At 56.3% G+C, this 23,973-nt stretch carries 28 protein-coding genes; 6 read left to right on the top strand and 22 right to left on the bottom strand.

The features are described from left to right. Window positions 1-17 precede the first annotated feature (17 nt). Window positions 18-296 (top strand): hypothetical protein, encoded by a 279-nt coding sequence (locus HS103_06150; GenBank protein MBE7512381.1) that lies wholly within the window; start codon window positions 18-20, stop codon window positions 294-296. Here the strand turns inward: HS103_06150 and HS103_06145 are convergent. From HS103_06145 to HS103_06130, 4 genes are all read right to left on the bottom strand, one after another. Continuing rightward, a complete protein-coding gene (locus HS103_06145; protein ID MBE7512380.1) occupies window positions 277-2,481 on the bottom strand; it encodes a ComEC family competence protein in 2,205 nt (734 codons plus the stop codon). The genes HS103_06150 and HS103_06145 overlap by 20 nt on opposite strands. Window positions 2,482-2,520: 39 nt before the next feature. Beyond that, on the bottom strand, window positions 2,521-3,816 hold the full coding sequence (locus HS103_06140) for a PD40 domain-containing protein (protein MBE7512379.1): 1,296 nt from the start codon (window positions 3,814-3,816) through the stop codon (window positions 2,521-2,523). 196 nt (window positions 3,817-4,012) lie between these two features. Next, window positions 4,013-5,221, bottom strand: a complete 1,209-nt coding sequence (locus HS103_06135) for a PD40 domain-containing protein (protein ID MBE7512378.1) — start codon at window positions 5,219-5,221, stop codon at window positions 4,013-4,015. Window positions 5,222-5,298: 77 nt separating this feature from the next. Then, window positions 5,299-6,678, bottom strand: a complete 1,380-nt coding sequence (locus HS103_06130) for a M23 family metallopeptidase (protein MBE7512377.1) — start codon at window positions 6,676-6,678, stop codon at window positions 5,299-5,301. 256 nt (window positions 6,679-6,934) lie between these two features. Here HS103_06130 and HS103_06125 point away from each other — a divergent pair, with 256 nt between their 5' ends. Next, the gene (locus HS103_06125; protein MBE7512376.1) at window positions 6,935-7,414 is read left to right on the top strand and encodes a hypothetical protein; all 480 of its coding nucleotides are present in this window, start codon (window positions 6,935-6,937) and stop codon (window positions 7,412-7,414) included. Here HS103_06125 and HS103_06120 read toward each other — a convergent pair. The 9 genes from HS103_06120 to HS103_06080 all read right to left on the bottom strand — a co-directional run bounded on the left by HS103_06120 (window position 7,396) and on the right by HS103_06080 (window position 12,198). After that, window positions 7,396-7,632 carry a hypothetical protein gene (locus tag HS103_06120; GenBank protein ID MBE7512375.1) on the bottom strand — a complete coding sequence of 79 codons (237 nt, stop codon included), beginning with the start codon at window positions 7,630-7,632 and terminating at the stop codon, window positions 7,396-7,398. The two genes, HS103_06125 and HS103_06120, sit on opposite strands and share 19 nt — an antisense overlap. Before the next feature lie 139 nt (window positions 7,633-7,771). Further along, window positions 7,772-8,431, bottom strand: a complete 660-nt coding sequence (locus tag HS103_06115; GenBank protein MBE7512374.1) for an ABC transporter permease — start codon at window positions 8,429-8,431, stop codon at window positions 7,772-7,774. Further along, window positions 8,325-9,416, bottom strand: coding sequence for an ABC transporter permease (locus HS103_06110; GenBank protein ID MBE7512373.1), 1,092 nt, complete (start codon window positions 9,414-9,416; stop codon window positions 8,325-8,327). Before HS103_06110 ends, HS103_06115 begins: the two co-directional genes overlap by 107 nt. A 231-nt stretch (window positions 9,417-9,647) precedes the next feature. Beyond that, window positions 9,648-9,944 carry a hypothetical protein gene (locus HS103_06105; protein ID MBE7512372.1) on the bottom strand — a complete coding sequence of 99 codons (297 nt, stop codon included), beginning with the start codon at window positions 9,942-9,944 and terminating at the stop codon, window positions 9,648-9,650. 66 nt (window positions 9,945-10,010) lie between these two features. Beyond that, window positions 10,011-10,457, bottom strand: coding sequence for a hypothetical protein (locus HS103_06100; protein MBE7512371.1), 447 nt, complete (start codon window positions 10,455-10,457; stop codon window positions 10,011-10,013). A 19-nt stretch (window positions 10,458-10,476) separates the two neighbouring features. Further along, window positions 10,477-10,881: an ATP-binding cassette domain-containing protein gene (locus HS103_06095; protein MBE7512370.1), complete on the bottom strand. Its 405-nt coding sequence runs from the start codon at window positions 10,879-10,881 to the stop codon at window positions 10,477-10,479. 252 nt (window positions 10,882-11,133) lie between these two features. Beyond that, entirely contained in the window at window positions 11,134-11,436 is a 303-nt protein-coding gene (locus tag HS103_06090) for a hypothetical protein (protein ID MBE7512369.1), read from the bottom strand. 1 nt (window position 11,437) lies between these two features. Next, entirely contained in the window at window positions 11,438-11,890 is a 453-nt protein-coding gene (locus HS103_06085) for a hypothetical protein (GenBank protein ID MBE7512368.1), read from the bottom strand. Next, window positions 11,827-12,198 (bottom strand): hypothetical protein, encoded by a 372-nt coding sequence (locus HS103_06080; protein MBE7512367.1) that lies wholly within the window; start codon window positions 12,196-12,198, stop codon window positions 11,827-11,829. Before HS103_06080 ends, HS103_06085 begins: the two co-directional genes overlap by 64 nt. Before the next feature lie 175 nt (window positions 12,199-12,373). On the opposite strand from HS103_06080, the gene HS103_06075 reads away from it, so the two are divergent. The 3 genes from HS103_06075 to HS103_06065 all read left to right on the top strand — a co-directional run bounded on the left by HS103_06075 (window position 12,374) and on the right by HS103_06065 (window position 13,792). Then, window positions 12,374-12,979: a J domain-containing protein gene (locus HS103_06075; protein ID MBE7512366.1), complete on the top strand. Its 606-nt coding sequence runs from the start codon at window positions 12,374-12,376 to the stop codon at window positions 12,977-12,979. A gap of 139 nt (window positions 12,980-13,118) precedes the next feature. Next, window positions 13,119-13,322 carry a hypothetical protein gene (locus tag HS103_06070; GenBank protein ID MBE7512365.1) on the top strand — a complete coding sequence of 68 codons (204 nt, stop codon included), beginning with the start codon at window positions 13,119-13,121 and terminating at the stop codon, window positions 13,320-13,322. A gap of 203 nt (window positions 13,323-13,525) precedes the next feature. Continuing rightward, complete coding sequence (locus HS103_06065) at window positions 13,526-13,792, top strand: nitroreductase family deazaflavin-dependent oxidoreductase (GenBank protein ID MBE7512364.1); 267 nt, start codon at window positions 13,526-13,528, stop codon at window positions 13,790-13,792. 123 nt (window positions 13,793-13,915) lie between these two features. On the opposite strand, the gene HS103_06060 is transcribed toward HS103_06065, so the two are convergent. The 4 genes from HS103_06060 to HS103_06045 form a co-directional block, all read right to left on the bottom strand. After that, window positions 13,916-14,893: a hypothetical protein gene (locus HS103_06060; GenBank protein MBE7512363.1), complete on the bottom strand. Its 978-nt coding sequence runs from the start codon at window positions 14,891-14,893 to the stop codon at window positions 13,916-13,918. Between the two features lie 156 nt (window positions 14,894-15,049). Further along, entirely contained in the window at window positions 15,050-15,211 is a 162-nt protein-coding gene (locus HS103_06055) for a hypothetical protein (protein MBE7512362.1), read from the bottom strand. Window positions 15,212-15,448: 237 nt separating this feature from the next. Next, a complete protein-coding gene (locus tag HS103_06050) occupies window positions 15,449-15,889 on the bottom strand; it encodes a response regulator (protein ID MBE7512361.1) in 441 nt (146 codons plus the stop codon). Between the two features lie 133 nt (window positions 15,890-16,022). After that, window positions 16,023-16,769 (bottom strand): M50 family metallopeptidase, encoded by a 747-nt coding sequence (locus tag HS103_06045; protein MBE7512360.1) that lies wholly within the window; start codon window positions 16,767-16,769, stop codon window positions 16,023-16,025. Window positions 16,770-17,284: 515 nt separating this feature from the next. Here HS103_06045 and HS103_06040 point away from each other — a divergent pair. Further along, window positions 17,285-18,223 carry a TIM barrel protein gene (locus tag HS103_06040; protein ID MBE7512359.1) on the top strand — a complete coding sequence of 313 codons (939 nt, stop codon included), beginning with the start codon at window positions 17,285-17,287 and terminating at the stop codon, window positions 18,221-18,223. 211 nt (window positions 18,224-18,434) lie between these two features. Here the strand turns inward: HS103_06040 and HS103_06035 are convergent, their stop codons facing one another. The 5 genes from HS103_06035 to HS103_06015 form a co-directional block, all read right to left on the bottom strand. Beyond that, entirely contained in the window at window positions 18,435-19,559 is a 1,125-nt protein-coding gene (locus HS103_06035) for an AI-2E family transporter (GenBank protein ID MBE7512358.1), read from the bottom strand. A 248-nt stretch (window positions 19,560-19,807) separates the two neighbouring features. Continuing rightward, window positions 19,808-20,962: a hypothetical protein gene (locus HS103_06030; GenBank protein ID MBE7512357.1), complete on the bottom strand. Its 1,155-nt coding sequence runs from the start codon at window positions 20,960-20,962 to the stop codon at window positions 19,808-19,810. A gap of 73 nt (window positions 20,963-21,035) precedes the next feature. Then, window positions 21,036-21,815, bottom strand: coding sequence for a hypothetical protein (locus HS103_06025; GenBank protein MBE7512356.1), 780 nt, complete (start codon window positions 21,813-21,815; stop codon window positions 21,036-21,038). A gap of 13 nt (window positions 21,816-21,828) precedes the next feature. Beyond that, window positions 21,829-22,569, bottom strand: a complete 741-nt coding sequence (locus tag HS103_06020; protein ID MBE7512355.1) for an SDR family oxidoreductase — start codon at window positions 22,567-22,569, stop codon at window positions 21,829-21,831. 35 nt (window positions 22,570-22,604) lie between these two features. Next, window positions 22,605-23,936: an FAD-binding oxidoreductase gene (locus HS103_06015; protein MBE7512354.1), complete on the bottom strand. Its 1,332-nt coding sequence runs from the start codon at window positions 23,934-23,936 to the stop codon at window positions 22,605-22,607. Between the last annotated feature and the right edge of the window lie 37 nt (window positions 23,937-23,973).

Raw genomic sequence — 23,973 nt, 5'->3', positions numbered from 1 at the left:
CGATTTAGTCCACCGCGATGCTGGTCCACCCCCTGCTTGCCGTGTTTCATGTGATCATCGCGATCTGGGCGTTTCGCCTCTACAGCCGCCGCCCCTCGCTAGGGCTTGCCCTCATTGGGATCATTGCGGCGGCGCTTGTCTATGACAATGCAGTGATTGTTTTAGGAAACACACTGGGCATTGGAGGAGCGCTGCGTATGTTGAGCGTTGGACGTTTCGCCGTCCATGCGTTGCTGACGCCGACGCTCTTGATTGTGGTTACAGCAGCGCGAGGGGTTAGGGGTACTGCGTTCTGACCCACAACGTCGCGCCGTCGGTGCGTAAATCGATCAGTCCGTGCCGATTCGTGGCATAGTAGCGCCCGTCCTTTGGCGGTGACTCTGGACGGGCGCTGATCCGTTCGGCGGCGAGGATCACTTCGCCATCTGGGGTGGTCAGTCGCCCGTCAGGGCTAATCGTCAGGTAGAGCCGCCCATAGCGCAGCACCCATAACGCCCCATCACGGGCTAAGGTGACACCCGACCCAAGATCAAGGTGAGCAGCATCTTCAAGCGCAACACTCTGATCTGCTGTGGCGAGGACGATCTCCCGCAGCCCTGTTTCCTCATCGTCGGTGGGCGCGGTGAGAATCACTACGCCTACACGGTAACGCCTGAGCAGATCGGGCAGGGCGGCGTTTTCCCGCGTTGTCAGCGCGGTGAGGATGAGTCCATCGAGGCGCGTTTTCTGAAAAGGAAGCTGCTCCCCAAGAACGGTCAACAAACGGTTAGGGCTGTCTCCAGCGTCAATCGCTAGATGCGCCCCATCAGGCGTCCCAATAATCACCCCGCCGCCCGGAATCAGCCAGAGATGAAGGAGTCCGTCAGGGCGCGCCCGGATCGTCACCACCAACAGCAGCGACAGCCCCGCCCCGGCAAGAATCACGGTGGGGGCGGCGGCGTGCCGCTCTACCCACCCCCAAAGCCGCTTACGAAGGATGGGCGATTTGCTCAGGACGGCTGTCGCCACAAATAAAAGGAGGTAATAACCGATCACAGCGTCGCGGTTGAAGGGAATCGTGGTGGGTTCGGCAAGGGACGCTCCGGCGCGGATCACTGCCCATGTATATGCCAGCGGAACAGCCGCCAGCCATGCCGGAATCTGCCCCAAGATGGGGAGGGCTGCCCCCAACATCAACGCCATAACACCGAGGATCATGATCCACCCCTGTGCCGGGGCGACCAGAGCATTGATCAGCAGTGAGAGCGGGGTGAACTCCGCCGAGATGAGGAGCGAAACAGGCAAAACAGTGATCTGCACCGCCGCCGTGAGAAGGACGGTATCAGTCAGGACAAGGGCCGCCGCCCGCGCTGTCTCTTTGGCGAAAAGGCGTTTGAAAAACGCCTCGGTAAGGCGCGTCATAAAGGGGACATAGGCAAGAATGGCAAAGGTTGCCAGCCCGCTGAGGATCAAGCCATAATCAAAAATGGCGGTGGGCGTCAGCAGCGTGATCACCCACACAGCAGCAGCGAGAGCGGTTAGCCCATCGGAGGTGCGCCGAAAACGTCCGGCAAGGATCGCCAACGATGCCATAATTGCCGCCCGAACGACAGAGGCGCTTCCTCCCACCGCTGCGGCATAGAGCAGCGCGGCGCCAATAGTCAAGAGCGCCACCTGCCATTTTCGGCGTAGAATCCGGCTGAAAACCGCCCCAAACAGACCGATAATCACGGCGACATTTGAGCCAGAGATCGCTAAAAGGTGAGATGTCCCCGTGCGCCGAAACGCCGCTTGCACATCGGGGGAAATTCCCGTCTCGTCACCCGTCACCAGCCCCGTGAGCAGTCCGGCGTAGGGTTCTGTCAACAGCCGAGCAAAGGTTTCGCGAGCGCTCTCGCGGAGGGCGATCAAGCCGCCACGCAATGGATCGCCCGCGCCGCTGCCGATAACCGTCACCTCCGCCCGAAACATGACGCTGAAAACGCCGCTTTGAGCAAGGTAATCGCGGTAGGAAAATTCGTCAAATTCGGGTGGGGTGCTGAGTTGCCCAAAGGCGCGAAGGCGATCCCCGTAACGGTAGGGTGGGGAGGGGGGCAGCGGTTTTTCCGTGTAGAGCAGCACCTCCCCCTCAGCCGGGCGGGTCGCATCACGCACTGTCCGAACCGATTCAACGCGAAGGCGCAAGCGAACATCGCCCTCGCGCACATCGGGCGCATCGCTGAGGATTCCGCTGATCTCGGCATAGGTCTCATTCAGGGTGGCGATGTGTGCAGCGGTGCGGCTTGGCTGCCCACTTTGGAAGCGAAGCAGCCCTAACCCAAAGGCGATCAAACATAAACCCGTCCGTCGCAGCCAGCGCTCCCCATCTTTCACAGGAACGCTCAGAGTGAGAATGACGCCGCCGATCAAGGTCACGATGGGCAATGCGCCAGCATCCGCCCCGCGCCATGCCGCAAACCCCATCCCTGCCAGCCATGCCCCGACCATGTAGGCGAGTGTCATGCCCCCACCCCCTAGACTCGCAGCCCCCTTACACCGTTTTTAGGGTTTTGGCACACCCAAAAGAAACACCCCGCCCGATCCATCGGCAAGGGCGATCAGCGTTCCATCTGCCGACCAAACACCGACGAGGAAGCCGTTGTTTTGCGGGGCAAGGATGCCACGCGGGTAATCTTGCGCCCCCGCTTGAAAACTTGCCGACTGCCAAAGATATGCCCCAACATTGGGGCGAATGGTTGTGGAGAGGAATAGATCGCCTGTGGGGTTAAAGGCTGCCGAACGCGCTGCGCCGCCGTGACCGGGCAGTTTGCCAATTATCGCCCCTGTTGCAGCATCCAACAGAAAGACATCATCGCCCTGCCCCAATACGGCGATCACTCGTCCATCAGGGGAAAAGGCAATGCCCCGATTGGGAAACAAATCGGGATCGGTCAGGTCAAACACCAGCATCCCATTTTCCGCATCGTAGAGGCGCAGGCGGGGAAAGATATTGGGAAGGGGCGTCCCCGTGCTTTCGGGGAGGAAGCCGACAGCAAAACGAATTCCATCCGGCGAAAATACGATATTTTGGGGGGATAGGTTCGGAAAACTCCGAAGTGCTGCCCCCGCTTTTTCTGGCTTACTTACTCCTTCTGGAAAACTGTAGATAAAGAGGGTATCTGAGCCCGTGCTTTGATAGGTATTGGCAATGCTGATAAGGCGTGTTGCGTTTGGGGCAAGGGCAAGGGCGCGGATATTCCCCGCTGCGGTGGGCATAATGACTGTCCCTTGCCTATGAGTTGCCATATCCCAGAGGGTGATCACCCCCTCGTTCCCACCAACGGCAAGCGTCGTCCGCGTTGGATCAACCGCCGCACGAGTGACTTCCCCCACCCCTGCCGGGAAGGTTTCCAAGATACGCCCATCCCGCGCCGCGACGAAGCTCACCTGATGATCCCCTCTCACCACCGCGATGACCGTCCCATCGGCGCTGAAAAACCCGTAACGGATAACCGTCCCACCGAATCGGTGCCGCTCTCCATAGGTCATCAAGTCCCAAACGATGGCTTTCCCCTCAGCGTCAATCGTCAGCAGCAAACTGCTGTCCGGTGCAATGTCAATCCGATTCACCGTACTGGTGTGGGCTTGCAGACTCGCCAATATTTCGACGCGGGCGGCATTTGCCACGCGGATAACCTCTCCACGCAGACGCAAGGGAACACTGATAATGGTCGGAAGCGCTCCGCGTGTGGGGTTATCGGTGCGGGGGGGGGCGCCACCGCCGCAAGCGGATAGAATCATGGTGAGGCTGAGCCAGCCCCAAGCCACTAACTGAGCAGATAAGCGTTTGTGTCTCATAGCAGACATTGTACCGAATAGCAACTCTACGGGGAAGTGAAGCAAGAAATCATTCAGGTTTGGGAATAGCCACTAAGTACAAACACAATGAGAATGCGGGATTATGCGTGATTCCGTCGTTAAAAGCAGCGGGCTGAGATCAAGCGCCGTCGGGACGGGCACCCCCCGCACACTCGACGCTCCGCCACCGCCCGCCCTACTCCCACGTGACCCCGCAGACGAAGACCAACTCGCCATCGACCCACATCCACTCGCCGCCACCACCGGGGCAGGCTGGCTGTCCGCCGGGAATGCCTGTGGGATGAGGGTAGGCGGTAGGGAGAGGGGGCGTGGGGGAGGGAGGGGTTTCAGGCAGACCTTGTAAGTCGTATAAATAGAGTTCACCCGCCTTCAATACTCCCCCAGATACAAAGACAAACCATCGTCCATCAGGGGAGAATGCCCTGGGATAAGAGGCGATGCTGTTGTTTACCTCGGTGGTAAGTAGGATGATCGTATCGTTTGCCCAATCGTAGCGCTGAATGCCCACATTATCGATAAAGAGAAGCGAGGTGCCGTCAATGGTGGCAAACTGAAGAGTACCTCCACCCTTAAGCAGCCCATTGGAAAGAAAGAAGCTGGTTTCGGGTGTCTGTGTGTTATACATCAGGAGGTACGAGCCGCCACCTTCCCCTAAAGCCAACTTTTCAGCCACACTTACCCTCAGCAATGCCCACTGACCATCCCCAGAAAAATCAATCAGATCAAAGGTTCGGTATTGGACGTTTTCCACCATTGGGAAACTTATCTTTATATCATTAACAACAAAGGATGATAATCCATTATTTAGACCATATACAAAGACGAATGCCGGAGGGGAGCAAAAATAAAGATCTCCACACAGTGTTAAAATAAATGCTGTGCTGTCTCGATTCCATGTAACATTAAAACTTTCCAATTTCCCAAATGGCTGAAAAACAGGTTTACCTGAATTAAACGTTGTTTGAGTTTGTCTATCTCCAATGAGCCATCGCCAGTATTGGTGGTTTAATTCTGTCGTAGGTTCGCCCACATAAACAAGATATCGCCCATTGGGGGAAAGATAAGAGAAGGACATATAGTAAATCTCACCATCGGATCCCTTTGCTGAGGCAGGGACGAAAATAGTATTTTCTTGGGGTGTGAGGTGGGGCAAATATGGATATACAGAATGGTCTGAAAATTGATTGGTGGCAATATTATAATGAGACCACATAAACTCCTCGATCACACTCGGCGAATTACCTTGTATTGCCACAAGGGATTGACTATCAGCTGCCCATTCAAGATAGTCAAAATCCGTTGTTGATAGTTTCCGAAGGCGGTTAGACTGCCCCTGCACCTGAAGAGTACTCCCCCATAGATAAGCAGTAATCAAAAGTGCCACCAGTCCCCTTACAAAGCGTTTGTGAATGGTACTGTAGATGCTCATTTCAAAACCTCTTAGAAAGATAGGCGTGTATATTAAGGTGCCTGTGTTGATCTTGTCGGGGTCAGTGTGGGGATAGGGGGCAGATTTGGCGCAGGTATAGCAACACGGGGATCCGCGGCAGGAGCGGGTGTCCATGAGGCTTTGATGCCCGGATAGTAAATGAAACTGCGGTGACGCGGCAAAATGGTTGGTGTTACCAATGGTTCCACATAACGCCAACCGACGGATTCGGGAAATGATTGCGAATAGGTTATCTGACAGGGAAATCCTAAGGCAATGAGCGATTGGTGCTTTCCACCCAACCCTTCGACACGAAGTAAATTCGATATGTGAACACGGTCTTCTGCCCAAATCACGCCTTTGTGGATAGGTTGTTCTAGCGTGTTGGGAGTCCCAGTGAGTACCGCCTGTAAGGTAGAAAGAAGAATGGGATCTGGCTCAAAAAACTGGGTGAAGTCATACATATGTTGGGGATAATCTATAGATTTTGAGTCATCTGCCGTGCGGCGGAAATCGGGAATGCCCCACCGATTCGATTTTGGTGCTTGGGGGTTTTGAGGATCAATTTCCTGTGCCCATGTTACATAGGCATCAGGTGAGGAACCTCCAAAGCTCATCAATGTCATATGAAGATGAGAATCACTAAAAGTTCCTAAAGTCCCTAACTGGCTACCTTCATTGACTTCTTTACCAACCCAAATATCAGGGGCAATGGCATCAAAATGCCCATAGACAACAAAGAGATGACCATAGCGAATAACAACAGCAAATGGCGTTAAATCTGGATCATGATATTTGGGAGTAGGAGTTACACCATAATTTCCCCATTTCGCTCCAGTAAATTCATTTCGATGTATCAATGCAACAACAAACCCATGATTTGCACCAGCATACACAACACTTCCCGGTGGGGCGAAAAAGTCTACACCAAAATGATATCCGGGCGCATAATATCCATAGAATTTTGTGTCATGAGCAAATCCATATACTTGGTGAAAAGTTTGAGCTACACAGGTTTGATACATGCTCACAGGGTAGTGGGTGAACACGAGTGGCAATTCTCGTTCCCATGGAACATTGTCTAAAGGCGGAAGAGAATATTCGGTGCTTATATTGGGGACATTGAAAAGGCATTGTTCAATGTCAGAGCGTTCCATGCTGAGTGATTCTACCCCATCAAAATCTTGTTTAGGAACGATGATTCCCTGTTCTTGCAAAATGAATCCCATTGTCGGCTCAATGATCTGAAACCAACGCAGCACCGCACCGGCAGGGGCGTTGGCAATGCCTTCTGTTCGACGAAACCACAGCCGATGATTAAGCGGATCTATGGCATAAGCATCAATTGTGACGGCATCTACAACAGCGATCTTTCGTTCCGCCGGATTACCGCGGATAGGCGCTCGGAACAAGTGAATGGTTTGCCTAGCGTTGTCCGAGGGAAGCATTAACTGACAGGTACTTGCGGACGTAGGTGAAGGGGTTAAGGTCGCTGTAGGGGCAGGCGTGCAGTTGGGTGAACGGTCAAAATCGAAGACAAAGTAATCGCTGTAGCGTTGAGCGACGATCCACCCATCATGGAGCGTGCCAGCTAACGTCACTTCGGCACGATACCAGACATAACCATCTGCCGAGGGTGTTTTCGAGGTTGGGTCAAGGCGGATGGGCGTGCCGGGCTGGATTGTCCCTAGAAGGGTGGCGCTGGTACTTGGCGCAGCCCTGAAATTGACCTCGCGGCAGTTCGTGTACACGGTGATGAGAGTGTTCGATAGTGTGGGTGTCAGCGTTGCTTGCGCCTGCGCCGGCACGTACCACGTCGGGGGGACGCCGAGGAACGCCATCCCCGGATGGGCATCGCGCCCCGACCCATCGGCACGGACGATAATCACCGTGCGGACGCTCCGCCACCGTCCGCCCTACTCCCAACTGACCCCGCAGACGAAGACCAACTCCCCATCGACCCACATCCACTCGCCGCCACCGCCGGGAGGAGCGGTGACGGGAGTCATCGTCGGGGTGGGTGTGGTGGTAGGTAAGTGGTTACTCCTAGCCCGCTGCTTTAGCGGCGGGCGCACTGGGGTTACAATGTCAACACACCCTAGAATTCAAGCTGCAAGGGAGAAACTCCCTCATGTTGCCCTTGTGTAGTCTACACCACCCTCAACAGACCTTGATCTCAGGCTCTCTCGCACCAATTTCAGAATATCCCGCAGTTTAGGCATTTGCCCCGAAAGGAGGCTGTTCACGCGGAACAACCGTGCCGCCAAGAGGACAAAGCCCGCCACTGTCAGCGTGAGGATCACAGCGCTGACGATGACTTGTTCGGTTGGCACTTCCCCCAACGCGGCGCGGGCAACCATCGTCACCGGCGCGGTCAGCGGAAAGAGGCTTAAGCCAATGGCGAGCAGCCCCCCCGGCGCAGCGACAAAATGGGAATGAAGTACAAGGGGAAACTGGCTGGCAGCGTCACCACGACGGCAAGCTGCGGACCCTCCCGCATGTTCGTCACCAGCGCCCCCACTGCGGCATAGGCAGAGGAAAAAGCAGGTAGCCGAGGATGAAGAAGATGCCGAGGACGATTAACTGGTTGGTGGAGATCGTAATCGTCACACCGGGGATGACCGTCCCCAATTGGGTGAGGATGATCAGGATGGCTGCGCCCCAAGCGACGGTCTGAACTAGCCCCAACAGGCTGAGCGCGATGAACTTCCCCGCCAAAAGCTCACGCGGGCGCAGCGAGGAAAGCAATATTTCCACCATGCGGTTTTCTTTTTCCTCAACGACGCTCTGCATCAAGTAGGCGCTTGTCCCAAAGGTGCTGAACATGAGGAACAAGACAAAGACATAGACGAGGATCAGCGCCGCACCTTCATGTTGATTTTGGGTGTCCCCCAGAATCGCGGAGGATGTTATTGGTAACGGCGGGACGGCGCTCCCCAAGCGGGTGATCACCTGCGGATCAACATTCTGTCCCGTCTTTGCCACCAGCGCCTCTGCTAACGCTGTCCGCAGTCCCGTTGCACTCAGGGTATTCAGGTTGAATTGGTCGAAAAACAGGTCAAGCTGCCCTGTTTTCAGGTAGTCGGCGTGGATCACGTAATAGCCGCTGATCGTTCCCTGTTCTAAGGCGCTGGTGGCTATTTCCTCCGAGGGATAAGCGATCATGCCAGCGGGTGTTTTCCCGCCGAGCAAATGGGCGAGATCGACCAAACCAAGGGGAGGAACGCCCGCTGAAGGGACTGTCCTCGCGGGGCGCTAGGGGCATCTTCTCCCGTGCCGCCCGTGCTTCTTGAATCCCTCGGATAGTGAAGAATCCTACGATCAGCAGCAGCGGAACAGCGAAGGCAAGGAACTGAAAACTACGCCGTTTGAACGTCCGCAAAATTCGTAGCGGAACACAGCGAACCATTTGCCCGTCATGAACGCACCTCCGAAGGGGTTTCCACCAGACGCGGCGTGCGAGCACCAAAGACCGCCTGCCGCAGGATACGAAAACGCCGCCCTTGCCGTAATTCAACATCCCCATGCGGAACACCCGCGCCGAAAAATAGATAGCAACGATCACCGAGACAACCATCACCCCCATGCTGAAGAGGATGTGAGCGGTGGGGACAGTTGCCAAGGAAAGCCGAATGATCAGGGCAATGGGCGCGGTTAGGGGGATCACGCTCATCAGTTGCGCCGCCCCGCCGTTGGGGTCAAGCAGAAAGACGATCACCAGCGCCAACGGTGCAACCCCACCGAGGACGATCAGGGTGGCATACTGCTGCGCTTCTTTTTCGGCGTTGACGGTTGCCCCAATCCCCGCCAAGATTGAGCCGTAGAACAGATACCCCAAGAGCGTCATGATCAAGGTGACGAAAATGAAGATCGGGGTCAGTTGCAGTGCAGCGAGAATTTTCCCAATATCCCCAAGCTGACCGCTCACGAGCAAGTATGCCAGCCCGAAAAGTCCCCACACACCAAGCTGAGTCAGCCCCAACAAGCCCATCCCTAGCAGCTTGCCGCTCATCATCTCGATGGGGCGGGCGCTGGTCATGAACACTTCCATCATGCGGTTTTCTTTTTCTTCCACCAACCCCGACATGAGGAACTGTGAACTGGTCATCGTCAGCATGAAAATGAGCGTCCCAACGATAGACGGCGGCAAGGAAGATCGCCGTCAGCGCCGCTTCGGGGACGGCATCGTTCACCCCCCGCCGGAAATAGGTCAGGTTTTCGACGGGATTTTCCAGACGGGCGGCAATGTCGGGATTGTTAAAACGGGTGGCAAGTGCGCCCTTGATCGCTTTGAAAAGGGCATCCCGCGCCCCATCGTTGAGCGCCTTCGCTTGGCTGTAATAGGCTTCAACCATGCCCGTTTTCAGGTAATCCGCCGGAATCACGTAATAGGCGTCTGCTTCCCCGCTTTTTTGGGCGGCGTCGGCTGCCGAAAGGGATTCGTAGAGCGCAAAGGGGCGGGGATTTCCCTTCCGGGGAATACGCCGGCTTGGTCAACAACGCCAATCCGTTTAAACCCGTCAATGCTATCAATCGCGCTGGTAGTCACCACCCCGATGATCAGAAAAATAGCGACGAGGAAGATCGGCAAGCCAAACATCGTAAAGAGAAATGACCGCCGCCGAAAATTGGTGAGATATTCGCGGCGGGCGATGCGGATGAGTTTGATCAGATTCATTGCACCGCCCCCCGCACTGCGCCGTTCGTCGCCGGAACACCCCCGCCACACGGATGAAAATATCATTTAGGCGTGGGACGGCACGGGCAAAGCTCGTAACCGAATAATTGGGCTGGTCGGCAACATAACGCATGACCTGATCGGGGTGACTCCGGCATCCAGTTTGAGCGTCACCGCCCGCCCGCCATCATTGGAATGGATGCTGACCACGCCTGGGATCGCTCCCCAATCGCCTTTTCCAGAGATGATCACCGCGTTTTCGGCGTACTGCCCGCGCACCTCGTCAACGCTCCCATAGAGAACGCGCTTCCCTTTGTTGATCATGATCAAGCGGTCTGCCATTTCCTCCACTTGATGCATTTCGTGGATGCTCATGATCACGGTGCGCCCTTCATCGCGCATCCGGTAGATCATCCCCTTGACCATATCCGTGTTCACTGGGTCTAAACCGGAAAACGGTTCGTCAATGATCAACAGGTCAGGGTCGTGGAGGATGGTGGCAATGAACTGCACCTTTTGGGACATCCCCGGCTTAGCTCGCTGATCTTGCTTTTTTTGTTCTCCCCAAACCCACCTCATCGAGCAGCTTATCTGCCTTGCGGATCGCCTCGGCGGGTTTCATCCCTTTCAACGATCCAAGGTAGCCAAGCAGTTCAAGGACGCGCACATTTTTGTATAGCCCGCGTTCTTCGGGAAGATACCCTATCCGCGCCTTCATCGATTCATGAAAGGGCGACCCCAAAAGGGCAATCGTCCCGCTGTCGGGTTTGATGATATCTAACATCATGCGCAGTGTTGTTGTTTTCCCCGCCCCGTTCGGACCCAACATGGAGAAAATCTCGCCCCGCCGCACTTCAAAGCTAATGCCATCCACAGCGGTGAACGTCCCATAGCGTTTCGTGACGCCCCGCACATCAATCGCGTTTTCTGCGCTCATGCTGCGCATTCCTCCCTGTAATTGTTTATCTGAGCTGCTTCTTGTTCCCTGTCTCATCTACGTACTCCGGCTGGTTGAGGTTGCATCCTCAACGCCTTCCCCTGCGTTTCCTTTTCGCCGCGCCAAAAGGAGTGTCCATTCGTAAAGGGCATAAATCAAGAGAGCAACAACCAATACGGAGAGGGAAATTGAGGTGAACTTTCGGCGTGTTGACTGCCAGCCAGCCCGCCAAGCCGGGCATAACTGCCAACCCTAAGCCCGCTGCTGCCACCTGAAAACCAATCGCGTTAGGAGCATGGCTGTTCCCCACGCGATCTCCAGTGTTGGCGATGAGTGCCGGAAAGACGGGGCGGTGAACAACCCAATGAGGACGACGCCCGCCAAGCCCACCTCTGGCGAAGGACTCCACACAAACAGCAGCGCCCCGCCAATGACGCTGATCATCGCCCCGCGCAAAAGTGTTGTGGTAGAGAGAACCTGCGCCACCCCAATGGACAAAACGCGCCCCAGTGTGAACGTCCCCCAATAGGTACTTAGCCAAGCGCCAGCGTTCACCTCACTCACCCCTTGTGCGGTAAACACCGAAAATGCCCATGCCCCCACCGTCCCTTCCACACCGGCATAGATGAAAAAGGACGATCCCCAACCACGTCATGGGGAGGCGGAGCGTTGCGAAAAGCGCGGTACGTGCGACGGGGACGGCAGAAGCATCCGCCTTCGTTTTTGCTGGTTGTCGCTCAAAGCGATCCCACAAGGGGCTGGTGAGCAGAAAAATAACCGCCAGCACAAATGCTGCCCCACCGACAAGTTGATACGCCAGCCGCCAGGATTCCTCCCGCCGTAGAATATCGGTGATGAACAGCGGGCTGAGCGTCGTCCCCACGCCAAAAAAGGCATGGAGCAAATAGAGCAGGCTAGGGTGATAGTGGGCGGCAAGAAAGGTGTTCAGTCCGGCATCGATGATCCCCCAAACCCGATGGCAAAGCCGATGCTGACGATAGCAAGCCATGTTGGGGCTACGCCGTAGCCAACCAGCCCCATGCCCATCAGCGCGGCGGCACATGCCAACGCCCGCCCCGTCCCCAACAGCCCAGTCACCCGCCCGCTGAAAAAACTGGAGAGCAAGTACCCAACCGTTGGCGGAAACAGCAAAACCCCCAAAAAGTCGGGGGTTACTTTGAACTCTGCTTGAATGGGCGTCCATGCCACACCGCGCAAGCCCTCTGGCGAGCCAAGCAAGATGAAAGCAATGTAACCGAGAGCAAGAAAGAGCAGACGTATCCAGAGACGAGAAGACGTGCGTGGTTGAAGGTTCATGGTGCGCCTTGATGGGATAGCCAATACTGGAATAAGGGGATTTTATCGTACAACCCTATTCCCGCCGGATTTTCTCCAACAACACCCCTCCTTGTAGGGGAGAATACGCCTGTTATGAGGACTGTTTGCGCTCCTTTTAATTGCCTCTTGGGATAATCTGTGTCAGACTCTCCCTATGGCACGGAAAATCATACGCTACGACCTCTATAACGATTTCTACGCTCGGCTGAATATCCCCACCGATGCGCCCATTGAGATGATCCATCGCGCCTATCGGCAGCAGGCAAAAGCCGTCCACCCCGACCTAAACCCAGGACGGGAAGTGTGGGCAACTGAGCAGTTCCGCCTTCTGAATGACGCCTATGATGTCCTGACCGATCCGCTCCAACGTGCCGCCTATGACCGTCAGCGGCGGCGGGTGTATCCCAACGAACCTTATCAGGGCGATGATTATTGGACACGCTCTCATGCCCCAACGGGCGGCGAAACCCCACCCCCCACCTTTGACGCCGAGGCTGCTTTTGAATCGTGGCGTCAGCATAACCGCACCACAACCAGTACGGGGGCGGTCTACCGGACGGCATTCCGTAACATCATGACCAGTCCATACCGCTATGTGGTCTATCTTCTTGCCCTTGTGTTGATCGTCAATTTTGTGTTTATTGGGCTTGTGGGGATAACCCGTATTCAAGAGGCGCAAGCCCGCATCCCCACATCCTCCCCACCAATGTTCCGCCCGCCATCATTACCGCCGCCTTTGTCTATCGCGTGGCAACCGTAGAAGCGAACGCCCCAAAACCAACGTGTACCAACCCTCACGCAACAATCACTTTCCCTGTTGAAGGGGCAGCGCTCAATTTTGACGCTTTTGATATTCGAGGGAGCGCCGATCCAGAGAACTTTTTAGCTATCTTCTCGAGGTGGAATACCTTGATAGTGCCTCCATCACACGTCCGCGGTGGGTGCTGCAAACGCCCATCCGCAAGCCCATTACAGAGGGCGTTTTGGCAAAGGGAGCAACGATCAGCAATTTGTTTGAAGGGCGCTATCTCTTACGTTTGACGGTCACCCTAGAGGGCGGGGAAACGCCCCCTTGCGAAGTGACCATCGTGCGCAAACTGTGACCGAATGGTCAACCACACAGGGTAAAGCGGACGCCCTAGAGAGGAGTCCCTACGGTAGGGTATGGATTTCTCTTCCCCTGCTTTCAGCCTCGTGCTTTAGCACGGGACTCACGGCATGGGGCATGGGCGCATTTTCTGATTACAGATTCAACACACCCTAAATACGCCACAGTTTGGCAAACGGATAGGATGAGGGCTGATCCATGACAAGCGATGCTAATTCTGTTTTTCTCTACCTAACAACGACAGGGCGCACCTCTGGCGAACCGCGCCAGATCGAAATTTGGTTTGTCGAACATGAGGGGTGTTATTACATGGTTGCCGAGTCGGGCGATAAAGCGCATTGGGTGCGCAATATTATGGCAAACCCACTGGTCACCTTCAGCATCGGCACGCGGGAAGATAACGCCGCCCATCGTCCCCCTACACGGGGGGGGGCGCATCCTCCCCGGAAGACGATCCGGCGTTGATCTCCGCCATAGCCGCGCTTATGGATGCCAAATACGGTTGGGGTAGCGGACTCACGGTGGAGCTTATCCCCCATGAGGGGGTATGAGGGATCAGAAGGTGGTTCGGAATCCCCTAAAACACAGTTACCCCGCCGCCTCGCGGTGGAATTCCAATAAATTTGCCACCTCTTGGGGGGTCACCTCCCGCCCCCCCGTCACAAGATAATAGACCTCTGCCCAAAAATCATCAGCTCCGGCGCTCAGCGCGGTTTCTTGCTGAAGGGTCGTTCGCGCCTCGTAGGGCGATGTCCCTTCCGGCAAGCGCAGGTGGATCACCGCGTGCGTTGGCTGCCCTTGCACACTCTCAATATCCCAAAACCTCGGCAGCGCCGCCCGTTCTAACCAGGTAGGGAGCATTGCCACCTGATAATCGCTCAGCGTGCCGCTGCGTGGGAGCCAAACAAAGGTGAACGCGGCGTAAGGGACAGTGGGGCGTTCTGGGCTGGACGGCGCAGCGAGAGCGGGCGACTCCGGCGTGCTGGCGAGAGGGGAGGCAATGGTCAGCGCCTCGCGCAGCCCTTCGGGCGGAATCATATCTGTGGGGCGGGAGGGAAGTGTCGTCGCCGCCTCAGAGTCAGCAGTGACTGCCTCAGATTCGACTGCCTCGGCGCTATCAGGGACGCTGATCAACGCCCCGCGCAGGGAACTTGCCTGTTTGCGGATCGTTCCCAACGGCACATCACCGGGGAACAGCATGACAAGGATCATCCCTTCCACCGTCTGCACCGAATACATCAGGTAATCGCTACCGCTTGGCAGTTCCACATAACTCAGTTTTGCCGGAGTTGATTCAGGGGATGGTCCCGCCGCCCCTTTTGACCACGCCTTTGCAACATCCGCCACACAGCCGCGTATGTCCTGTTCCGAAATCCCGCCCGATTGGGCAATCAGGCTGCCATCCTGAATTAAGAGCGCTGCCCGCGCTGCTGAGCCGGTGGTGATCTGTGTGAGGTAAAGCGCCATCCGTGCCAACATAGTGACCGGTTCAGGCGCGTCTGCCGCATCAGCCGGGGGTGGCGGCGGATGAGCTATGTCAGCCTCTGGGGCAGGGGCATCGCTCACGGGTTGTGGGGAAGTCTCCTCCCAATCAGGGTGCGGAAGGTTCGCGCCATGTCATCTTCAAGCACGTCGGAAGGCTCACCCTGAAGGGATGCGGGGAGGGTTGGCGCGCCTCCACAAGGGTTGGCTCATTCAAATCATCGGCGTGCTGCCAAAGCGCTAGGGGTTGAAGGTGGGACGGGCATCCGGCGGAAGGTGTTCCGAACTGCTCTCGAATGCCTCTGGCAGACGTTCCAACGGGATTGTGGCGTCATCGGTGATCTCTAATGCCAGCGCTGCAAGGGACGCCTCCACCAGCGTTTGGGCTTCCTCCGGCGGCATTTCAGGAGGCTGTCTGGTGGGGGCGGGGCGGAATCACTGGTGCGACCCGCCACGTTCACGGTGGGCGTTGTCGCCTCTTCGGGAAGGGCGGTTCGGGAGGCAGCGGCTTGCTGGTGCGCCGGAACACATCGCGGGCAGTGGCGTCGTCGGGAATGGGCGGCTCGCTGATTGCCCCACTAGTTAGCTTCCTCCCTAGATTCGGCGTATCCTCTAGAGAGGGCGGCGCGTCGGGAATAGTTAGGGTAGCAAGCGTGCGAAGCGGCTCGCTAGGGGTTGCTCGGCTGCCCCGCGTCCGCCCGTCGCCGTGCGGCGCACTTCGATCCAGCGCACCGCCGCACTTAGGGCATGAATCAGATTGCGGGCAAGGTAGGGCTTAGCAATCATCCCTTGCACATTGAGGGGACGGACGGCGGGCTTATCTCGATCTGGCGTCGTGCTGATCATGACATACAGCCAGGGTTGGACGCGCCGCATGGCATGGATCAGGGCGGGAAGGGCAATGTCGGCAATATCCGCGTCAAGGATCACCACATCGTGGGCATCGCGTTGAAGCATTTCCAGTGCGGGCTGCCCACTGGCAAAGGTATGAACGCGATAATCACCGCGCTGCTCTAGCGCCCGCTTGATCGGCACGCTGAAGGAAATATCGGGGTCTACAATCAGAATTTTGACGGTCATCGCACGCGCTCATACCTTGCTACCTTGCATTGTAGCGCGAAAATGATCGGCAGTGGGTTGGAAAATGGTTTGTCCTCAGGACAAAGACGCCATGAGAAATCCCCTCAACCAGTTACTCTCGCCTGTTTTTGGTCTACAAAGCGTAAATCGCGGCGATGCCCATCATCAAAATAGAGATCATCAGCCAAAGAATGATCCACGACGCCGTAGGAGTACTGGTCAGTTTTGCCATGGCTGCGGCATCATTCGGAATATCGTCAATCCCAATGGTTTGGTTGTTAAACAGGTAGAGGAAGTCATTGATGACATTAAAGCCGATGATGAAGGCGAAGGTGTTCAAAATCAAGACATTCGCCGTGCGGTTGCCATAGCGGGCAAGGGCAATGAACCCTACCCCTGCCGTCACACCGATCATAATGGCAAAAAGGCGGTGATTGCGGTGATCATATTCCAGCCGCCCGAACCGCCAAAAAGAGCGCAGAGAGGATGAAAAAGCCGCCATTCCATAGGACACCAACGTCACACGTCGGACACGGTTGGCGAGGTAGAGCAGCATCGCCCCAAAAAGCGCCGTTCCCACATACCCCGCCACCAAGATCAGGTGTTGGTTGCCGCCGTCCGTATAAGCAACCCCCGCCCCATTGGGGTAGACATGAAAACTGACGAAGCGCCCCCCCGTAAAAACTGCCGCCAAGCCATGCCCCATCTCGTGAACGTAGGTGACAAGCAGGTAAAACGGGTAGAGGATAATACTTCGCGTCTGCCACAGAAAAAAGACGACGACAAAGGCGATAAAGGCGATGGTGAGGACACGTTTCCGATCCAGTGGGGCTGGTGGATTCATCATCCGTTCGGCATAGCGATCTCGTTCAGTGGTCATGGTGATCCCTATCTGGTAAGTGTATAGCAAGGCGGTGCGATCTATTCTGGTCTTTCCGACCAGTCGAGTACAATAATAGACGTTGCGCAGTTGCCCTCATCCCCTGCGACCCGCCTTCGGTATGTACCTGCTCTCCCACTGGGAGAAGGGGGAATCCATTGTTTGAGTGGGCTTCGTCCTCAAACATCCCCTTTCGATGAATACGGGGGAAACACGTTCAACTGCGTAAGTTCTAAATAAGACTTACGCACGTGGTTTCGTTTACCCTGTGGTTGCAAAGGGGCAGGATGAGAGGGATGAGAACAATGGCACGCAACATCTTATTAATAACTCACCTTAGGCACAGACCCTCACCCCCTAGCCCCCTCTCCCGCCACGCGGGAGAGGGGGAATGCACTTTTTTGAGGGGGCTTCCCCCTCAAACTGCCCCTTTCGACGAATACGGGGTGAACAAACCCAACTGCGTAAGGTGAGTTAATAAGTATCATATATCAGCAGCAAAGGTAATTGGATATATGCCTAAAACAACAGCCGCGCCCCGCACCCCCAAAGCCCACCATCAGCCAACGACGGATGCCATTCGCTTTGGGACGGTGGGCGCTCCAAGCAGCACACCGCACCCAGGGGGAACACCCCTTGCCATTGCCCACGCACGGGCGCTAGGGCTGGATCACCTTGAAATTGCTTGGGTGCAGAGCGTGCGCGTCACCGATGAATCCTGTGCGGCGATCAAGGCGGCGGCTGAACAATACGGCGTCAGCCTGAGTGTTCACGCCCCTTACTACATCAACCTAAACAGCCAAACCGATGACCTGATGCGCAAAAGCGATGAACGCTTGCTTCTTGCCGCCCGCAAGGGCTATCTCGCCGGAGCGCGAGATATTATCTTTCATCCGGGTTCCTACCACAACCAACCCCCCGAAACCGTCTATGATCGCGTCCGTGACAAACTCCGCGAGATCACGACGATTTTGAAAAACGAGGGCGTCCACGTCACGCTTCGCCCAGAGACAATGGGCAAGGGGGCGATGTTCGGGACGCTTGAGGAGACAATTCAACTAGGGCGCGATGTCCCCGGTGTGCTGCCAGCGATTGATTTTGCTCACCTCCACGCCCGCACGGGGAAAGACAACAGCTACAAGGAATTTGCCCGCATGGTGAAGGCGGTGAAGGATGGGCTAGGGCAAAGCGGGTTGGAGTCGCTCCACTGCCACCTATCGGGCATTGAATACGGCGAAAAGGGCGAAAAGCAGCACCTTCCGCTGAACGAATCAGACATGCGCTATCGCGAACTGCTCCAAGCGCTGGTCGATGCCGAAGCGCGGGGGGTGATCGCCGCTGAGGCGCCCGATCCCTTTCATGTTGCCGATGCACTCACCTTTCAGGCAACCTACCGCCGCTTGCACGATCTGAAAGCAGGCATCGGCACAACGCGAGTTACCGACGAGGAGTAAGGTCTGTTGACTTTCTCGCACCCCGTCCCATTGCCGCTCGTGAGCGCCCGCCGCTAAAGCAGCGGGCTGAGAGTAGCCACCCTTTCGGGGCTTGAAGGCAAACACAGGCATAGAGGTTTTCTCTTAAGTAGGGGCGCCCCCTGGGCATCCGCGCCCTAGCCCTACGTCCCTCGCAAGGGGAAAGGGGGGAATCCACGCGGCTCTACCCCATCTAATGCCCCACCTTATCCGAAAGCATCGCCTCAACCTCTAGGGTGGTGCGCTTCCCGCCGCGATCTGTATCTCCTAAAATATCGTGGACATAGACTTCCTTCACCAAGACGATCACGATAATCGCTAGGGGAACGGACAGCAGCAGCCCCAAAAAACCAAAGAAGATGCCAGCGAACAACTGCGAAAGCAAAATGAGCGCCGGAGGCATGTTCAGTTCGTTCCCGATCATCAGTGGGGCTGCGATCTGGCTGACAATCGTTTGAATCCCAAAAAAGACCAATAAGACGAGGATTAGCTGTTGGGGTGTGTTTAGGATTGCCACCGCAAGGGTGGGAATCAGGGCAATCAGCGGTCCAAAGTTGGGGACAAAGCTAAACAAGCCTGTAATAGCGCCGAGCGCCCCAGAGAGCGGCACACCCAAAATTGCCATGCCCAATGCCGTCGCCAGTCCGGTTAGAACCATAATAATGATCTGCGCCTGTAAGAAGCGCCGCAGAGAGAAATCCAACCGCACAAGGATTTCCCGCGCACGGGGGCGATAGCTCACCGGGATGAGGCGGAGCATCCCCCGCCAATGGGTGTTGGGGTCGGCAATAAAATAGAGGCTGAGGAAAATGATAATGAGAAGGCTGACGATGAAGCCAACAATGCCGCCTATGACAGGGAATACCTGACCAGAAAGCGCCCCCAATCCGGCGACGATCTGATTCAAGATTTGGGCGGGAAAATCGGCATTTTGTTCGATAAATCCCTGTAGAAAGGGGTAGCGTTGGATCAACACCTCTGGGCGCAGTTCTTTTTGCAGCAAATCCCACGCATTAGGAATGGCGGTTGTGACCAAAATCTGGAACTGCTGTAATAACCCGGGCAAAATGGCTGCCGAGGCAACGCTGATGCCAATGATAATCAGCAGCATCGTTAAGAGGATGGCAAGTGGGCGGGGAATGCCCCGACGGACGAAAAAGCGGATGGGCGTCGTCAGAAGAATGGAAAAGACAATGGCGGTCAGTGTCAGCATGAGGATGTCTTTCGTCCACCATGCGGCTGCTACCCCAATCAGAATCGCCAAGATGACGAATGTCCAGCGCACAATTTGCCCACCAGAAAAATTGGTCGTCGTCATGGAAAAACCCCACCCCTGAGGTGAAATTTGATACTATCGAGATAATACACCTGAATAGAGAACCCGAAAGGCGTCTAAACGATGCCCCTTAAGCGAACCAATTCCTCTAAGGGGTGTCTGCACATGAGCTGCCACGAGCATTGTGAACCAAGATAGGATGCCTTGTCCCTGTGCTAAAGCACGAAACTGAGATCAGCAGAAAAGGGGGAACACACCGAAGGCGGGCTGCCAGGGGTGAGGTGAACCCGCTACCTATCTCTCACCCATGCGGCGATTGCCTCTGCTACAAGGCGGTTGCCGAGGGGGTTGAGATGGATATCGTCCGGGAAAAAGACGAGTTCCCCCCGCGCCGCCGCCGCCCCTAACACATCGCTCAGATCAAGGTAGGCAATGCCTTCCCGCTGGCAAAAGTCAGCCATCCGCAAGCGCGGCGTTTCCAGTGTCTGAAAGGTTTCTGCACCGAGGATTGGCGCGGTCAGGCTGCGGTAAACTTCTTCTTTGGTGGGCATCAGGATCATCACAAAGCGCCCGCCGTTTCCTTCCACACGCCCTCGCACGGCGCGAACTGCCGCGTAAGTCAGTTCTTCCCCCTCTTGATTACGCGGTTCAGTCAGGTCAAAACTGGCACGGAGGTAGGGGCGTCCAAAGAGCATCGTCTGTCCATGAACGCTCACGCCGTAAGGATCGACAAACAGGGCATAGTCTGCCGCCGATTGAAAAAAATCGATCAGGGCGGCGAGGGCAGAGTTTTCGACCAGCCATGCGGTAAAGGGAGAGCGTTCTCGGATCGTTTCTGGCGGCGGCGCTGTTTTGTTCGTCCCGTTGAGCAGAGCAAGCCCGTAATCATCGTTGAAATCGTTGCCATAGAACTGCCAGATCACAAGGGCGGGCTGCCCAATGGGAAGGTTCGCCACGAAATCCGTGTAAAGCCGCTCGTGGCTGACCGAACCGGTGGCGGTTTGCCCAAAATTAGCGATGGAGACGCCTAACAGAGCGCTTAGACGGGTGACATAGCAATCGGCATCATCGACATAGCAAAAGGTGTGCGAATCACCGAGGGCGAGTGCCTCAACGCGCCCATTTTCGGGTTGAGGGCTGCGAAAGCCAACCCGCCCGATCCACCAGCGGTAGGTATTCACCGTGAATTGCGCATTGATGCTCCCCGCTTGGCGGCTGTCGCGGACATCTGGCATGGCGATCATTTGGTAATGGCGGTCACTTTGCCAAAGCGGAAGGGGGGCGAGGCGCTGATCGCTGAAGGGCGTTAGGCGGACAAACCGTAAGGCAATTTGTATCCCTTGCGGAAGGCGTGGATAGGCAAGGCGAAGAAACCCCTCCACAAGGAGAAGCGAAATCAAAAGGGTGAGGGTAAAGCGAAACAGACGGCGGCGCGTTTTTTTCACGGGATGATTTCTACACGATCTCGGTTGGCAGGATCAGCCTTTGAGCAGATAACGCGATAGCGAGGTGCGGGCGTTAGTTCACGCGCACAACGCCGAAGGTGCTGCCCACCTCGCAGTAGATCAAGCCTTCTGCCTCGCGGTAGCCGAGTGTGGCGTAAAGCCCAGGCTGCACCATCAGAAACCGTGACTCGTCAACCTGAAGGCGGGCAAGGGGGCGGTCTGCGACGCGGATCACGGCTTCAACCTCGTTCGGAACGACGATGGTGATATGCCCAAAGGTGCTGCTTGCCCGAACTCCACCAGCAATGCCATCGCCCAAGATAAGGCGAATATCGCCAAATCCAGTAGCGAAATCTGCTTGATTCACGCGGACGTTGGCGAGATCAATATCAAGTTCACCCAAATGTGTGCTGATCAGCAGTGTCCAGGGAAGGTCTTTTGCCAAGCCGACCTCCCAATCTGCCAGCGAAAATGCCCACGCCGCACCGCGCCGCATGAACAAGCGGGCATGATCGCCCCGTGTTTCCAGTTCGGGGCGGCTGCGGGCGGTATATTGCCCGGCAATCAGACGACCTTCACGCCGCAGCGCACGGATTTTTACATCGAGTTCGCCAGCACTTGCTTCTAAGGATGCCGTCCGCACCGTCCCCCGTGTGATGCCGAAGGTTTGCATCTGCCATGTCAAGCCGACGTCGCCACGCAGTAACAGTTGGAGCCCGGCAACGATGAGCAGAGCAGGCGAAAAGCGCAAAATTGTTCCGGCGTCGATCAGGCGGAAGTTGCCCAAAAGCAGCACGACACCGAGGGCGACCAAGCCAAGCGGGATGAGCAGGGGCGGACGGCTGAAGCGCATGGTGGCGAGACTCCTAAAGCCCTAACTTCTTGAACAGCCGCTCTGGAATGCTGCGGATAATTGCCATAATACCCATCCAGAACCATGGCGTGTAGACGACATCTTCACGGCGCTGGACTGCTTTGTGGATGCGCCCCCCAACGCTTTTGGCGCTGGCGTAGAGGGGGTTTTTCTTCATCCCCGCCGTCATGGGGGTATCGACAAAGCCCGGTTTGACGGTGAGGACGGCGACACCGGCTTTCGCTAGGCGGTTGCGCAGCCCACCGGCAAAGAGCATCACTGCGCCCTTTGCCGAACCATACACATAATTGCTGCCTCGCCCGCGCTCCCCCGCCACCGAGCCAATGATAGCAATTGCGCCAGATTTTTGCGCCTCAAAGCGGTTGGCAAGAAGGGTCAGAAGGGAGATGTAACTGAGGGCGTTCGTTTGGAACTGCTTGAGTGTTTCAGAAACGCTGCTCTGAGAGGCTGCCTGATTGCCCAAGGTCCCCTGTGCCAAAAGCGCCACATCAAGACCGCCGAGGGCAGTAACCGCCTCATTGATCAAGGTTTCATGGGCGTCCAAATCGTCAAGGTCATAGCACAACGTCGCCACCTGTGACGCGCCGGCAACCTTCAGATCGCGTTCACACGCGGCGAGTTTCTCGGCGCTGCGCCCCACAAGGCAGAGCGCAGCGCCCTCGGCGGCAAAGCATTTCGCGGTCTCATGGGCAATGGCGCTTGTTGCGCCCAAAATCAGGACACGGTTGGTCATGGTCAGGGTTGTTCTCGATTCACGTTGTGACTGGGCTAGACCGCCGCCGTCACGCGCCGCCAAAAGGTGCTGGAAAAAGCCGGATCAACATAGGTGGCGAACGTTTGCCACTGGGGGTAAAAGGCTTGGAAATTCGCCGCCGACATGCGGGCGTCCTTTGCCGGATAGACCACCCCCCCTACCTCGCGGACGATGCTATCTAGGTGATCCAAAAGTTTCAGGGTCGATTCGCCGCGCATAGGAAAATCAAGGGCTAAGGTCACTCCGGGTTGAGGGAAGGAGAGCATCCCGGGCGATTTGCGCTCGCCAAAAGTCTTTAAGACGACGAGGAAAGACCCTTCGCCCGATTTCCCAATGGCGTTCAGGATCGTTTTTAAGGCGCGGTAATCGTCGTTATAGGGGACAACGAATTGATGCTGCAAAAAACCCCGTGCGCCGTACATCCGATTCCAATCGCCAATGGCATCCAGCGGATAGAAAAAGCCATCGTAAGGGACGACACGGCGAAGGTGTTTCACCGGTGGCATCCGATAAATGACCTCATTGAATGCCAGCATTGTCAAGGGATTCAAGGCGAACGAGGGCGCATCAATAGGCAGCGCCGGAAGGTTCTTCGCCTTAAGCGCTTTCCCCGCCAGTGGTTGCAGGCGGTCATGGTTGCCTAGCATGGTGAATCCACGCCCCCCCGTCCGTTGGAAGGTGAGACAGTCTAGCCAGGCGGCGGTGTATTCAAAGCGTTCGTCCGAGTCGCGGGCGATCTCGAAGTATTCCTCAATCGTCCGAAATTTGATCCGTTCTTCGGCGATGTAGGGACCCGGAATGCGGCGGAGGCGGAATTCTGCCCAGAGAATCAGCCCGGTTAAGCCCAAGCCGCCGATGGTGGCGCGGAAGTAGTTGGCATTTTCGGTGGGGGAACAAAGCAGCCGTGAACCATCCGAACGGAGGAGTTCAAAGCGCGTGACATGGCAGCCAAACGTCCCCCCGCCGTGATGATTTTTCCCGTGAACATCGTTGGCAATTGCCCCCCCAATGCTGACGAACTTTGTCCCCGGTGTGACGGGCAGAAACCAACCACGCGGGACGAACGTTGCCAAAATATCGGCAAGCATAACGCCCGCCTCACACTGCAACAGCCCGCTTTCCTCATCAAAGGCAATATAGCGGCGCAGTCTGGTCATATCGATCAATGTTCCGCCGTTGTTCAGGCAGGAATCGCCGTAGCTGCGTCCGTAGCCGTGTGGGAGGACGGTCTCGCCCATCTCAAGCCCGCGTAAATCAGGGATGTCTGTTTGCCAATGGGGAGCAATGATTCGTTTGGGCGTAGAGGTAGGGTAACGTCCCCACGAATCATAGCGCCGCGCCCGCATCGTTTCTGTCAGGGCAGGGGTGGGCGATTCTTCGAGC

The sequence above is a fragment of the Anaerolineales bacterium genome (assembly GCA_015075625.1).
Lineage (GTDB): Bacteria > Chloroflexota > Anaerolineae > Aggregatilineales > UBA2796 > UBA2796.
The sequence above is the reverse complement of the archived record's forward strand: the minus strand, read 5'-3'. Positions and strand labels throughout refer to the sequence as shown.

Coding starts and splice junctions, on each gene's coding strand:
- HS103_06150 (MBE7512381.1), top strand. CDS start 18: ATGCTGGTCCACCCCCTGCTTGCCGTGTTTCATGTGATCATCGCGATC.
- HS103_06145 (MBE7512380.1), bottom strand. CDS start 2,481: ATGACACTCGCCTACATGGTCGGGGCATGGCTGGCAGGGATGGGGTTT.
- HS103_06140 (MBE7512379.1), bottom strand. CDS start 3,816: ATGAGACACAAACGCTTATCTGCTCAGTTAGTGGCTTGGGGCTGGCTC.
- HS103_06115 (MBE7512374.1), bottom strand. CDS start 8,431: ATGATCGCTTATCCCTCGGAGGAAATAGCCACCAGCGCCTTAGAACAG.
- HS103_06105 (MBE7512372.1), bottom strand. CDS start 9,944: ATGAATCTGATCAAACTCATCCGCATCGCCCGCCGCGAATATCTCACC.
- HS103_06095 (MBE7512370.1), bottom strand. CDS start 10,881: ATGAGCGCAGAAAACGCGATTGATGTGCGGGGCGTCACGAAACGCTAT.
- HS103_06085 (MBE7512368.1), bottom strand. CDS start 11,890: ATGGCTTGCTATCGTCAGCATCGGCTTTGCCATCGGGTTTGGGGGATC.
- HS103_06080 (MBE7512367.1), bottom strand. CDS start 12,198: ATGAACCTTCAACCACGCACGTCTTCTCGTCTCTGGATACGTCTGCTC.
- HS103_06075 (MBE7512366.1), top strand. CDS start 12,374: ATGGCACGGAAAATCATACGCTACGACCTCTATAACGATTTCTACGCT.
- HS103_06065 (MBE7512364.1), top strand. CDS start 13,526: ATGACAAGCGATGCTAATTCTGTTTTTCTCTACCTAACAACGACAGGG.
- HS103_06055 (MBE7512362.1), bottom strand. CDS start 15,211: ATGCCGCCGGAGGAAGCCCAAACGCTGGTGGAGGCGTCCCTTGCAGCG.
- HS103_06050 (MBE7512361.1), bottom strand. CDS start 15,889: ATGACCGTCAAAATTCTGATTGTAGACCCCGATATTTCCTTCAGCGTG.
- HS103_06045 (MBE7512360.1), bottom strand. CDS start 16,769: ATGACCACTGAACGAGATCGCTATGCCGAACGGATGATGAATCCACCA.
- HS103_06040 (MBE7512359.1), top strand. CDS start 17,285: ATGCCTAAAACAACAGCCGCGCCCCGCACCCCCAAAGCCCACCATCAG.
- HS103_06035 (MBE7512358.1), bottom strand. CDS start 19,559: ATGACGACGACCAATTTTTCTGGTGGGCAAATTGTGCGCTGGACATTC.
- HS103_06025 (MBE7512356.1), bottom strand. CDS start 21,815: ATGCGCTTCAGCCGTCCGCCCCTGCTCATCCCGCTTGGCTTGGTCGCC.
- HS103_06020 (MBE7512355.1), bottom strand. CDS start 22,569: ATGACCAACCGTGTCCTGATTTTGGGCGCAACAAGCGCCATTGCCCAT.
- HS103_06015 (MBE7512354.1), bottom strand. CDS start 23,936: ATGCGGGCGCGGCGCTATGATTCGTGGGGACGTTACCCTACCTCTACG.